Annotated in this window: 15 protein-coding genes and 2 pseudogenes; all 17 read left to right on the top strand. The window is 47.7% G+C overall.

Annotated features, from left to right (window positions below; genetic code table 11):
- Window positions 1-429 carry a nucleoside-diphosphate kinase gene (ndk, locus tag QMD66_03595; GenBank protein MDI6821939.1) on the top strand — a complete coding sequence of 143 codons (429 nt, stop codon included), beginning with the start codon at window positions 1-3 and terminating at the stop codon, window positions 427-429.
- A 192-nt stretch (window positions 430-621) separates the two neighbouring features.
- Window positions 622-798, top strand: a complete 177-nt coding sequence (locus QMD66_03600; protein MDI6821940.1) for a hypothetical protein — start codon at window positions 622-624, stop codon at window positions 796-798.
- A 5-nt stretch (window positions 799-803) separates the two neighbouring features.
- Complete coding sequence (locus QMD66_03605; protein MDI6821941.1) at window positions 804-1,151, top strand: hypothetical protein; 348 nt, start codon at window positions 804-806, stop codon at window positions 1,149-1,151.
- A 9-nt stretch (window positions 1,152-1,160) separates the two neighbouring features.
- On the top strand, window positions 1,161-1,490 hold the full coding sequence (locus tag QMD66_03610; protein MDI6821942.1) for a heterodisulfide reductase-related iron-sulfur binding cluster: 330 nt from the start codon (window positions 1,161-1,163) through the stop codon (window positions 1,488-1,490).
- Entirely contained in the window at window positions 1,478-2,059 is a 582-nt protein-coding gene (locus tag QMD66_03615) for a CoB--CoM heterodisulfide reductase iron-sulfur subunit B family protein (protein MDI6821943.1), read from the top strand. Before QMD66_03610 ends, QMD66_03615 begins: the two co-directional genes overlap by 13 nt.
- Window positions 2,060-2,073: 14 nt before the next feature.
- A pseudogene (locus tag QMD66_03620) lies at window positions 2,074-2,406 on the top strand (disulfide reductase).
- A gap of 10 nt (window positions 2,407-2,416) precedes the next feature.
- A pseudogene (locus QMD66_03625) lies at window positions 2,417-2,707 on the top strand (hydrogenase iron-sulfur subunit).
- 31 nt (window positions 2,708-2,738) lie between these two features.
- Window positions 2,739-3,689, top strand: coding sequence for a Coenzyme F420 hydrogenase/dehydrogenase, beta subunit C-terminal domain (locus QMD66_03630; GenBank protein MDI6821944.1), 951 nt, complete (start codon window positions 2,739-2,741; stop codon window positions 3,687-3,689).
- A gap of 21 nt (window positions 3,690-3,710) precedes the next feature.
- Window positions 3,711-3,968, top strand: a complete 258-nt coding sequence (locus tag QMD66_03635; GenBank protein MDI6821945.1) for a hypothetical protein — start codon at window positions 3,711-3,713, stop codon at window positions 3,966-3,968.
- Window positions 3,969-4,043: 75 nt separating this feature from the next.
- On the top strand, window positions 4,044-4,499 hold the full coding sequence (gene gcvH, locus QMD66_03640) for a glycine cleavage system protein GcvH (protein MDI6821946.1): 456 nt from the start codon (window positions 4,044-4,046) through the stop codon (window positions 4,497-4,499).
- A gap of 15 nt (window positions 4,500-4,514) precedes the next feature.
- The gene (locus QMD66_03645; protein MDI6821947.1) at window positions 4,515-5,987 is read left to right on the top strand and encodes an FAD-binding oxidoreductase; all 1,473 of its coding nucleotides are present in this window, start codon (window positions 4,515-4,517) and stop codon (window positions 5,985-5,987) included.
- Window positions 5,984-7,090 carry a (Fe-S)-binding protein gene (locus QMD66_03650; GenBank protein ID MDI6821948.1) on the top strand — a complete coding sequence of 369 codons (1,107 nt, stop codon included), beginning with the start codon at window positions 5,984-5,986 and terminating at the stop codon, window positions 7,088-7,090. Before QMD66_03645 ends, QMD66_03650 begins: the two co-directional genes overlap by 4 nt.
- Window positions 7,091-7,092: 2 nt before the next feature.
- Window positions 7,093-7,896, top strand: a complete 804-nt coding sequence (locus tag QMD66_03655) for a hypothetical protein (GenBank protein MDI6821949.1) — start codon at window positions 7,093-7,095, stop codon at window positions 7,894-7,896.
- Window positions 7,897-8,031: 135 nt separating this feature from the next.
- Window positions 8,032-9,606, top strand: a complete 1,575-nt coding sequence (locus QMD66_03660; protein MDI6821950.1) for a DUF116 domain-containing protein — start codon at window positions 8,032-8,034, stop codon at window positions 9,604-9,606.
- Window positions 9,607-9,610: 4 nt separating this feature from the next.
- Complete coding sequence (locus tag QMD66_03665) at window positions 9,611-10,771, top strand: geranylgeranyl reductase family protein (protein MDI6821951.1); 1,161 nt, start codon at window positions 9,611-9,613, stop codon at window positions 10,769-10,771.
- Window positions 10,761-11,690, top strand: coding sequence for a radical SAM protein (locus QMD66_03670; GenBank protein MDI6821952.1), 930 nt, complete (start codon window positions 10,761-10,763; stop codon window positions 11,688-11,690). The genes QMD66_03665 and QMD66_03670 overlap by 11 nt, the downstream gene beginning before the upstream one ends.
- A 93-nt stretch (window positions 11,691-11,783) precedes the next feature.
- Window positions 11,784-12,848 (top strand): radical SAM protein, encoded by a 1,065-nt coding sequence (locus QMD66_03675; protein MDI6821953.1) that lies wholly within the window; start codon window positions 11,784-11,786, stop codon window positions 12,846-12,848.
- Window positions 12,849-12,850: the final 2 nt, after the last annotated feature.

Raw genomic sequence — 12,850 nt, forward strand, 5'->3', positions numbered from 1 at the left:
TTGCAGAAAACATTGGTGATGATCAAACCCGATGGTGTCAGAAGGAAACTCATTGGCGAAATTATCGGACGTTTTGAGGCGAGAGGGCTCAATATACATGGCTTAAAGCTCATTCACCTTTCTAGGAAGAAGGCGGAGGAACTTTACTCTATCCATAGGGGAAAACCCTTCTTTGGGACGCTGGTAGATTTCGTGATTTCGGGTCCGGTGGTGGTCATGGTCTTAAGTGGGCCACGAGCCATTGAGGTTGTGAGAACGATGATGGGGGCAACCGATCCCATCAAATCTCAGCCGGGAACCATACGCGGTGACTTCGCTTTGGAGATAACGGAGAACATCATCCATGCAGCGGACTCCGAGGAAAGAGCCGAATTTGAGATATCACTTTTTTTCAATGAGGAAGAACTTGTACAATCCCAATGTTGTTAAAATTCTCCACCCGCTCGCTCTTCTTTTTAACCTTATGTCAAACGAAAGGAGCAGTTCACCAAGAAGTTCTTTCACAAGGATTTAGAAAGTTTTATTCTTAAATGCCAACGATTTCTTTTTCACTTTAATTTTTTCATTAATAATGGCGATGCTCAAAAAATCAAATTTACAGGAAAGAATAGAGGTGAACCGATGCTTAGTAAAAGCACCGAAGCCTATATAAGTTTCGGTGAACTCGATCCCCAGTTTAAATACGAAATTTCGAGGCTACCAGGTGGAGAGAATATAAAGTATTGCTTTGCTTGTGGTACGTGTAGTGCTGGATGTCCGGTGAGAGAGATAGATGAGAAATATAATCCGAGAGGATAATAAGAATGGCGCTTCTCGGTATCAAAGATCGCGTTTTATCCAGCGACTTAATTTGGCTCTGCTCCACCTGTTATACCTGCCATGAGCGTTGTCCTCAGGGTGTGAAAATAACGGAGGTAATGAACGTCCTGAAAAATATGGCTGTAAGGGAAGGATACATCCACCCATCCTTCACCCGGCAGGTCGAACTCATCGCTGCACATGGAAGGCTTTATGAGATGGACGAGTTTGATAACAAAAAGCGCGAGAGGGTGGGCTTGCCTCCCGTGGCCACAAAATGTCCCGAGGCCAGCGAGATATTCAATATTACTAGAATACTCAAAGTCGTCAGCAAATCCAAGTCCAAGGAGTAAAAATTGAAGGTGAGAGCGATGAAATATGCTTTATTCTTGGGGTGTACAGTACCGGCAAGGGCCAGAAACTATGAACTCTCCACAAGGAAAGTTGCACAAGCACTGGGGATAGAGTTTGCGGATATAATGGGCTTTTCCTGCTGTGGATTTCCCGTAAAATCCGTGGATATCGAAACCACCATGCTTCTGGCGGCCAGAAATTTAAGTTTGGCGGAGGAGAAAAATCTCAATATATGCACAATATGTAGCGCTTGTACATCTATCCTCACCGAGGCCAATAAAGAGCTCAAGGAGAATGGTGAGTTAAAGGAGAAAGTGAATAGAAATTGGCCAAAATAAAGAGGAAGTACAGGGATAGTGTTGAGGTCAAACATTTTGCGAGAATCCTTTACGAGGATATTGGTATCGAGCAGATAAAGAGTAGCGTCAAGAAAAACCTTAAAAGCATCAAATTTGCTCCCCACTATGGCTGCCATTATTTAAAACCCTCGGAAATCTACGGGAATTTCGATGACCCAGAGAATCCCAAATCGTTAGATGAATTAATCAAGGTCACTGGGGCGGAGGTCATCGATTACGAGGATAAAAAGCTTTGTTGTGGCGGAGCCATTCTGGGTGTGGACGAAGATATTTCTCTAACCATGGCCAAGAAAAAATTGGATCATGTAAGCGATCGAGGTGCCGATGCAATCAGTCTCATCTGCCCATTTTGCAGCATAATGTATGACGACAACCAAAGAAAGATCGAATCACAATTCGGGGTCTCTTACAATTTGCCCGTGCTTTACTATCCTCAGGTTTTGGGCCTAGCCCTTGGTTTTGACTCTAATGAATTGGGATTGCAAATGAATCGGGTTAAAGCCACTGAAATCATCAATAAACTACAAAAGGGGAAGACCGAATCGTGAACAACAATAAAAAATTGGTGAACCCCAGGATAGGAGTATATGTATGCCACTGTGGTTTGAATATCGCCGGTGTCGTCGATGTCGCCGCCGTTCGCGACTACGCAAAAACATTACCGGGAGTCGTGGTCGCTCGAGATAACAGGTATACCTGTAGTGAGGTGGGGCAAAGAGTCATAGCCGAGGACATAAAACGGCATAAACTCGAGGGAGTGGTCGTAGCTTCTTGTACCCCTAGGCTTCATGAGTCAACCTTCCAACGAGTTTTAAGGGAGAATGGTCTGAATCCATACCTCTTGGAGATGGCGAACATCCGCGATCAATGCTCCTGGGTTCACTATGATGAGCCTGAAAAGGCGCCCCCTGTTCATCATGAGGAGTTTGCAGAACGGCGCTGATGGAGTCCTTGTTTCGGGATGCCACCCCGGTGATTGCCATTACATCAGCGGAAATTATATCGCCAGGAGGAGATTCGCCATCCTCAAAAATCTCCTAGAATATGTGGGTATTGAACCGGGGAGAGTGCAGTTCTCATGGGTCTCCGCCTCTGAAGGTGAAAAGTTCGCCAGGGTTGCCGAGGATGTGGTGGAGCAGGTTAAAGCTTTGGGTCCGGCAAAGAGACTGGTGAAGAGGAAAGCCGACCCCCATTAGTTTTAAAAATTCTCGAAAGGCGTGTATATCCATGCAAAAAAGGGAGAAATTGCTAAAAGAAGAGGTTAAAAAGTTACTCAGTGGGAAGCAAGTCGAGCTGGTAATTGGCTATGAGAAGGGCACCCTTGCCCTTCGAACGACCCCTTGCTTCCTTGCCAGTGTGGATGATGTCGACAGACTCGTTTGGAATGAGTTCTGTGAAAACAATCTTGCCAAGTATCTGCCCGGAAGAAAGGAAAAGGTAGCCATCGTTGCCAAAGGATGCGATGTTCGTTCAATCGTGGGCTTGATTCAAGAGGGGCAGATTACCAGAGAGCAGAGATTTATAATCGGTATCCCCTGCGAGGGGATGATCGATGGGAGAAAAATTGAATCCAGGTTGGGCGAAAAGGAGATATTGGAAGCCACCTGTGAAAATGGGGAAATTCTTCTCCGCGGGGAGGATTTCCAAGAAATATTGAAGAAAGGCGATTTTCTCTATGATTCCTGTAAAGTTTGTAAATACAGAAACCCCATTGTTTTCGATCTGTTGATCGGAGATAGGGTGCCGGAGTTGGAGAAAATCGATGAGTATGCTGAAGTTAGGAAATTCGAAGCCGAATCTCCCGATGAGCGATGGCTCTATTTTCAGAAGGAAATCAGCGAGTGTATCAGGTGTTATGCTTGCAGGAGCGCTTGCCCCTTGTGCTATTGCGAGCAGTGTTTTGTCGATCAATCTCAACCCAGGTGGATCGGCATTACGGACAATCCCTCCGATGTTGGGATTTTCCATCTCTTCAGAGTATTCCATGTGGCTGGACGTTGTGTCGATTGTGGGGCATGCAGCAGGGCTTGTCCCATGAATATCGATCACCGGTGGTTGCTCAAGAAAATGGAAAAGGATGTAAAGGAGCTCTTTGGTTACGAAGCGGGTCTTAGCGTGGAGGAGGTACCACCTCTGGCGACCTTTAAGGAGGAAGATCCACAAGATTTCATAAAATAATCCGATTCAAAAAGGTGTACCGTGAGCGAAAAGGCGATCCAGAAAAATAAAATGGTAGATTTCTTAAATGAACTCCTCAAGGCTTATAAGGTATTCGCCCCCGTAAAGAGAGATCAAGATGTCCTTTTCGATGCCATTCAATCCGGTGGGGAGATGACCCTTGGTCATTTTAACTGTAAGATCCCTCCCAAGGAGATTTTCTTCCCGAGATCGGAGAAAATACTGGAATATGTTCAAGATGAGGAAGTCAAGGTGAGAGAGGTTCTCCCCCTCCCTTGAATGTCTAAGACAAACCTAACTTGTTAATATCCATCTTAACCATGTGTAATATATTAAAAGCAAGGAGGGGTGGAGATGATCGATATTAAAGGCTATCGGGTGGATGAAGAGCTTTACTACACGAGGGATCATGTCTGGGCTAAGGTTGAGGGTGAAAACGTAAGGGTAGGAGCCGACGATTATACGGGTAAGACAGCGGGGGAATTTACCTATGTAGATCTGCCCTTTGAGGGGGACGAGGTGGAACAGGGAGAAACCCTTGCAAAGGTGCAATCCAGTAAGTGGGTGGGGAAGTTAGCGGCTCCCGTGAGCGGCGAGATTATTGAGGTAAATGAGGATCTCGACCGCGACGCCACCCTTTTAAATAAAGATCCCTATGGTAAGGGATGGGTAGCCGTAATTAAGGCCACAAATCTGGAATCGGAATTAAGGAATTTGATCTCCGGAGATGCCGTGAAGGACTGGATGAGACTCGAAGCAGAGAAGGCAGAGAAAGAGGGCTACCGGGAAAAGGCGGAACAAGCCGAGTAAACTGAGGGGTATCAAGTGTCACTTTATGAGGCTCTCTGTCAAATTGTGGGGAAAGATAACGTCTCTAGGAATGTGCTCGATCTCCTTTGTTATTCTCATGATTTGGCTCCCTTGCCCAAGGAGCTCCTCAAAGGTTTTGGGATGTTGAATCCGGAAGTCGTGGTTAGACCCAGGAGCACCTCGGAGGTCTCCAAAGTGGTTGAGTATGCAAATGGGAAAAATCTCCCCATCACTCCCTGGGGAGCGGCGACTTGGTCACTCGGCGGAGTCCTGCCCATTGAGGGAGGAATAGTGCTCGATCTATCGGGTCTCGATGAAATTTACGAGTTTAGCCCGGGGGATGAATATGTACGAGTGGGAGCGGGACTCGTCTGGAAGAGATTGATGGATTTCCTGGAAGCCAGAGGATTTGAAGTGGGCGTGCATCCCACGAGTGCCCCTTCGGCGACCATAGGTGGCTTCATCGCCACCGGAGGAGGTTCAGGTGTTGGTGTAACTCGATATGGTCCATTGGGAGACCAATTGCTCTCCCTAAAAGTGGTTCTGGCTGATGGCCGGATCATCGATACCGATCCATGGGATTCTTGGTTCTTCGTGGGAAGCGAAGGCACCCTCGGCGTAATCTGCGAGGTCGTACTGAAGATATATCCGAGGGGTGAAATGAAGCACCTAATGTATGGATTCGATGCTCTGGATCAGGGTCTGGACTTCCTACAGTTTTTGAACGGGATAAGACCCTATTTCTATTCCTTTTTGGATAAAGAATTCATAAGATTTTTAAATCAAAAGGGGAAAGACCTGCTGGAAAAAGAGATAACGGTGACGGTAACCCTCTCGGGAACTCCGGAAGAGATAGCCATGTATGAAAAAAAGATCGATGAAGCCTGCCAGGGTGAAAAATATCTTGAGCCTCTTGCGGTCGAAGAATGGGAGGAGAGGTTCAAAGTCGTCTTGAGCCTCAAGAGCTTGGGACCCACCCTTTTCTCTCAGGAGATACGAATCCCCATAAGATTCTTAGGTGATATCCTGGTTGAATTGAAAGAGCTCCTCAAGAACGAGAGATATCTCATTGAGGGGGTTGGAGGCGATTTTGGCTCCATAAACCTCCTTCCCGTAATAATGACGGATGAGAGGAAGGAGAGTGAGTTTTTCAGGACATTCTCCCTTGCCTCCCATATCGCCGAGATCGGATACAAATATCACGGTTCTATTTACGGGATTGGGCTCTACAACACTTCCTATTTGCCTAGAATACATGGGCGTTCTCTGAATGTTATGCGAGACATAAAGCATGCCTTTGATCCCAAGCGAATCCTCAACCCCTCTAAGACCACCCAAATGAGGATCCCAGCTTTTCTCTTTAACGCCGTTCCCAAGGTGATGGGCTCAGCTCCGAGACTCGTCTCAGCTTTTCTCAAGGTGGTCAATCTTCTTCCCAAGAGTCTGATCCGAACGGGCTTAAGACTCATGGGAGGGAAATTGAGATGAGAGAGCGTTTGGTTGAGGATGCCTACACCTGCGCCAGTTGTGGGTTCTGCCGCTTTGGTTGCCCCGTGTACAAGGAGATCGGCTTCGAAAGCGCCACGGCTCGTGGCAAGATGTATCTCTTGAAGAGGGTTCTTGAAGGGGAATTGGGCTACACCGAAAGAGTAGTGGATTCATTTTATATGTGTGCTCAGTGCCAGAATTGTAAGCAACTTTGCCCAACGGGCATAGACTTTGGGGAAGATATAGCCATCCTTAAGGAGATGTTCATTCGGGAAGGCAAGCTACCTTTCTACCTCTTTCCATTGAGAGATAACGTAATTGAGAAGGGTAACCCCTTTGGGAGGGATGTTGAGGAAAGGGGAGAGTGGTTACCGGGTAAATATCGGACTCCTAAATCCAGCGAATACCTTTATTTCGCGGGTTGCTCCGCTTCTTATGCATCCACGAGGATCGCCAAGTCCATCGTTAAAATTCTGGATCAAATCGAATTCGATTTCACCGTTCTGGGCAAGGAGGAGTCCTGTTGTGGCAGTCCATTGGAGCGGATGGGAGAGACTGTAAGGGCTAGAGAGTTGATGGAAAAGAATGTGCAAAGGTTCAGGGAATTGGGGGTCAAAACGGTTATCGTCTCCTGTGCCGGGTGCTTAAAGACCCTCACACATTCCTATCCCAAGGACTTTAAAGTACTCCACGTCACCCAATTATTCGATCAGTTGATGAGGGAAGGACGACTTGGGTTTGAAAAGGAGCTCGATAAAAAGGTCGTTTACTTCGATGGATGCGATATCGGGAGACACTGCGGCATCTATGAGGAGCCAAGGAATATTCTTCGCTCCATCCCTGGGGTGAAGCTCATCGATTACGAATACTCTCGTGAGGAAGCCCTCTGTTGTGGCGGACCCTTAGTCTCGAGTCACCCCGAGCTTGCACATAAGATCGCCTCCAGTCGAGCAAAAGAGGCCAAGGAACTTGGAGCGGAGATCATCGCCACCGCTTGCCCGACGTGCATGGTTAATCTCAAGGAAGGAGCAAAACTGGCCCAGATTGAGATGGAGATCCAGGATATCCCCATGCTCCTTCCCAAATTTTTAAAGAGGGGATAGATATGACCCAAAAGATGGTGGAGTTCGTGGAAACCGACATAATCAGGATAAAAGGGGAAACGACCCTTGAAGACATCTATCGGGAAATCGAGGGTCATGAGCTTTTCGTGGAGCCATTGAGTGCCAAGCAGGCGATTAGTGATTTCATCTTGGGCGGTGGATTGGGTTTCAATTCCCTCAACGAGGGCACCTTTGGCTCGAAAGTCTTCGGTCTTAAGGTCTCATCTCCGGTTAAAAGTTTTGAATATGGGATGGACTATATGACCCTTTATAATATGGGCTTTCCCCTTCACAGGATTATAGAGGGATCTCCTCACCACATCTACAACAGGGAATTCGGCAAAATCATTCAAGTTACCGTGCCCATTCGCTTGAGAGAAGAGATTGAAGTCCGTTACATCGCCAAGGATGTAGATGAAATCTTCACCCCGAGGACGGCGACAAATCTCCTTTTTCTCAATGATTTTGGTGCGAAATTGATCGGGCTCGACAGCCCTGGTTGGATAGCCACTTATCCCAAAGATTTTCCGGGTGAGGGGGAGTTGAAGAACGAAATTTGGGAGAAGAGATTTCTCTTGGATCGATTACCGAAGGATCATGGGATTTTGAGTGTATTCACCCTTCGCAGTGGTTTGGGGGTGATCTTCAGGTCCTTTGAGGGCGTGGAGGGTCTCTTCCTCGCTTTGGTTACCAAGAAGGGTGTGTTTATAAAAATGTCGGGGAAGGAGGCAAAGCTCAAAGATATTGAGGGTAAGATCTCCAAAGTTTCGATGCGAACGAGATTAAATTCAAAATTCAAAAATTAAGCTCCGAGGGTCCGAGGTCGAGGTCTTATAATTTTTGACTTCGGACTTAAAATAATTTTGGATTTTGATCTGTAATTTTGATTTTTGATCTTTGCATTTTAAATTGTTCAACGACGATGGAGAATTTAACCTGCAATGAATAAGTGGCGAGTGCTGGACACAGGGATACGCACAGCGGCTGAAAATATGGCACTGGATGCGGCGATACTGGAGGCTAAAGCCAAGGAACTCATCCCTAACACCTTGCGCTTTTTACGATTCTCCCCTCCTGCCGTTTTGGTTGGCTATCATCAGAGCATAGAGCGGGAGGTTAGAGTCGATTTCTGTCGCCAAAATGGCATCGACATAAATAGACGAATAACCGGTGGGGGAGCGATATTCTTTGACCGTTCTCAGCTGGGCTGGGAGCTCATCGGATCCAAGGAGAGTTTAAATTTCTCGGTTGCCTCGGAGACATTTTTTAGGAAGGTATGCTCCGCCGTTATTTGTGCCTTAAGAAAATTGGGTCTTAATGCTTCCTTTCGCCCGAAAAACGATATAGAAATCGATGGAAGGAAGATTTCCGGTACCGGAGGGACTGAAGAAGGGGGTGCTTTTCTCTTCCAAGGGACCTTACTCATGGACTTCGATGTGGAGATGATGCTAAAAACCCTCAAAATACCGGTGGAAAAGCTTAAAGAGAAGGAGATAGAATCCGTGAAGGACAGAGTCACCTGGTTAAAACGGGAGTTGGGTTACCTGCCCAGCTTGGGAGAGGTCAAAAGGTCCATAAGGGAAGGCTTTGAGGAGGTATTCCAAGTTGAATTCTTCGAGGGAGATTTAACCGCGGAAGAAAGGAATTTATTCGGGGGGAGAATGGATGAATTCTGCTCGGACGAGTGGATTCACAAGGTGAGGTATCCCATCCACGAGAGGCAAATCCTCAAATCAACCCGTAGGGTGAAGGGTGGATTGATTCGGGTCACGCTGGCAGTAAACACCAGACCCAGGCGGATACAGAGCGCCTTAATCACAGGAGATTTCTTCGCCTTTCCCAGGAGGACCATCTTTGACCTCGAGGCGACTTTGAAGGACATCGAGGCCAGCGAGGAGTGCGTCAGAGAAAAGGTTCTCCACTTCTTCGAGAATGAAGGACATAAAGTCCTCGACGTTTCACCGGAGGATTTCATTGAGGCAATTACCGAAGCGTTGAGTAAGATAGAATACCCGAGATATGGTATATCCTTATCTGAAGCAAACAGAATCTTCACGGTGAACGGCACCCTTGAGGAGATCCTTAAGAAAAACATTCCCATCCTGCTCCTCCCCTATTGTGCCAAACTTAAGGGCTGCAAGTTTAGATACGAAAAGGATTGCACCGAATGCGGAAAATGTAGCGTTGGCGAGGCTTACGGGATCGCTAGGGGGAAAGAGATTGTGCCCACTACCATTGTCAACTTTGAAGATCTGATGGATACCCTTGAGATGTGTAAAACTCAAGGCATCGAGGCCTTCATGGGTAGCTGTTGTGAAGCATTTTATGCCAAACATCGAGAGGACTTTGAGAGGGCGGGACTGCCCGGAATATTGATCAACATCGATAATAATACCTGTTATGGCCTCGGCAAAGAGCAGCAAGCTTATGCTGGGACATTTGAGAATCAAACGCAGTTGAGGTTGGATTTACTTAGGAAAATCTTTTCAAATATCTCACCCCCGGCAAGGATGTGATAGCGTGTCCACCTTGAAATACGACTTAGTCATTGTTGGGGCTGGACCAGCTGGTAGTTCAGCGGCAAAAGCCGCTTCTGAGGAAGGTATAAGCGTCCTCGTGTTGGAGAAAAAGGCAAGTATCGGGAGACCCGTTCAATGTGGCGAGTTCGTTCCCAAAGCCCTTTGCAGGGAAGTGGACATTGATGAGCGATGTATTGCCCAGGAAGTCGACATAATGAGGACATATATGCCCGACGGGGAAATCATTGAGACGAGTTCTCCGGGGTTCATATTGGATAGAGCCCTCTTTGATGAGCAATTGGTCCTTGAAGCCGCAAAAGCGGGGGCTCACATCCTGCTCCGAACCAAGGCCATCTCCATCTATGGGAGAAAGGTCATCGCAAGACCTGTCTGGCGACAGGCAGGATGCGATGGTGAGGAGATAAATATAGAAACCAAGGTGGTAATCGGTGCCGATGGTCCCATCTCCACCGTTGGTGGCTGGATCGGTCAAGTCAATCGAGAGTTCGTTCGTTGCCTGCAATATGAGATTCCCTTAACCCGGGGCATCGAAACCACGGGGGTCTACTTCGATCTCAGGTATAGAGCAGGCTACGGTTGGCTTTTCCCAAAAGGTGAGAGGGCAAATGTGGGAGTGGGCATTAGAGTCAAAAGTCAAAAGTCAGGAGTCAGGAGTGGAGGGACGAAGGACGAGGGACGAGCATTGAAGGAGGCACTCGAGCATCTTGTTTCGAGGCTAGAGAGGGATGGAAATATCGAGAGGAGCATTTTAAGGGTGAGCGGTGGGCTCGTTCCCGTGGGAGGGTATTTGCGAAGAACCTGGGGTGGAAATATCCTTCTGGTGGGAGATGCTGCGGGGCAAACGGATCCCATCTCCGGAACGGGAATCCTCTCTGCCATCCTTTGCGGAAAGATCGCCGGGAGAATCGCTGCCATGTCCATAAAGCGGAATGATTTGGAAATTTTAGGGGAATATGAGGTGGAATGGAAGGATATTCTGCAGAAACCACTGAATAGGGCCCTCAGAAGACGTAGATTCCTAGATACCCATTGGCCCTGCCCGCCATCGCTTAACTCATCGACGGATAACGGCGAGAAAGAACTATCGCAACTTTTGAGGGAGAACTGGGCCGCATTTAGGAGTTATTATCGTGAAACCTAAGATAAGGGAACTGCTGGAAAATTCGAGGGAACTGTCCTGGCGAAATTTCGGTAGGAAAATCACCTTCTATCTGCCGGGGATGTTTATCTTAAATGGAGACCGAGGCAGGTACCCAGCGATCTCCATAACCGGAAATGAATGCGAACTCAATTGCGATCACTGTCGTGCCCGGATATTGGGGCCCATGATCCACGCCACAACGCCCGAGGTATTGGTGGAGAGGTGCCTAAAGCTAGAGGAGCAAGGATATATCGGCTGCCTAATAAGTGGAGGCAGCTTAAGGGATGGAACCCTACCCTGGCTTAGATTTGTCGATGCCCTGGCCAGGATAAAGGAGGAAACGAATTTAAAAATCTCCGTACATACCGGATTGATAAATTTTGATACCGCTCAGAGACTCAAGGAAGCGGGTGTGGATCAAGCTCTTATAGATGTCATAGGAGATGATGAAACTCTCAAGCGCGTATACCATCTGGATGTGGGGATTGAAGCCATAAAGGACTCATTGGATGCCCTGACTACAGCGGGGATTCCCATCGCCCCCCATATCGTCGTTGGATTGTACTATGGCAGAGTAAAAGGGGAGTTCGTTGCCTTAGGTATGATTTCCGATTACAACCCATCTGCTCTGGTGATAGTGTCTTTGATGCCATTGCCGGGGACGCCGATGCGGGATGTCTCCCCTCCCGATTCTCAAAAGATCGCCGAAATTTTAGCTACCGCCCGCTTGAAAATGCCCAATATCCCAATTTCTCTTGGCTGTGCACGTTTGAGGGGAAAGGATGGCAGCCAGATCGAGATTATGGCCATCGATGCTGGGGTAAACAGAATGGCTTTATGGTCGGGAGAGGCGATGGAGAGGGCAAAGCGGTATAATCTAAAAATCGAATTTCGCAAGACCTGCTGCTCAATTGAGTGAGAAAAGACGATAAGCCACTTACGATTAGCGGTCCTCGGAAAAATCTTCAAACCGCTGATCGCTCATCGCTAATCGAAAAGGGAATGGTGAAGCATGGAGATTCAAGGTTCCCTCCAACAAAAAGAAGAGGGCTTGAGGGAGAGTCCAGAATACTTGAGGACGAGCATGGCTGCGGCCATAACCCTCGGTTTCCGTCCCGGACGTTTCTATAGAGACGCCAAGTTACCCTGCATCAATTTGCTGATGACCTATTCGGAGGGATGCGCGGCCAATTGCGCATATTGTGGCCTTTCTAAGGGACGCTCAGGGGAATTTGACCAAAAGAGTTTCATCAGGGTGGATTGGCCGGTTTATGGGCTGGATGAGATAATAACTCGAATCGAGGAACGGAGGGATAGGATTAAGAGGATCTGTGTCTCCATGATCACAAATCCCAGGGCCACAAGGGATTTGATCACAATCGTAGAAAGGATCAAGGCCCATTTAGATATCCCAATCTCTTTGCTCATTACCCCTACAATTCTCAAGGTAAAGGACCTTGTGGAATTTAAGGAAGTGGGGGCGGATATGATAGGTGTAGCTGTGGATGCCGCTACACCGGAGCTCTTCGAGAAGCATAGGGGAAGAGGTGTCCGCGGTCCACACAGGTGGGAGACCTATTGGGAGGTGTTCAGGAAGGCTGTGGAAATATTCGGTCTCCGCAGGGTGGGAGTCCATCTCATCGTTGGGCTGGGTGAAACCGAGAAGGAGATGACCGCCACCATTCAAAGGGTACATGATCTGGGTGGAAGCACCCACTTATTCTCCTTTTATCCCGAGGCAGGTTCCAGGCTTGAGAATCAATCTCCTCCACCCATGGGTCAGTACAGGAGAATCCAGCTTGCGAGATATCTCATAGATGAGGACATAGCCACCTTCGAGGATTTTATCTTCGATCAAGAAGAGGGACTCAAGGATTTTGGGATATCGGAGGATAGTTTGATGGGCATCATCGATACGGCTTTTCCCTTTATGACCAGCGGATGCCCAAGTGACGATGGAGAGGTGGCTTGCAATCGGCCGTATGGAAATGAACTACCTGGTCCCGAAATAAGGAATTATCCATTTAGGTTGGAGAGGGAAGACATCGAGCGAGTAAAAATGGAATTGTGGAAATGATT

Source organism: Actinomycetota bacterium (assembly GCA_030018275.1).
GTDB lineage: Bacteria > Actinomycetota > Aquicultoria > Subteraquimicrobiales > Subteraquimicrobiaceae > Subteraquimicrobium.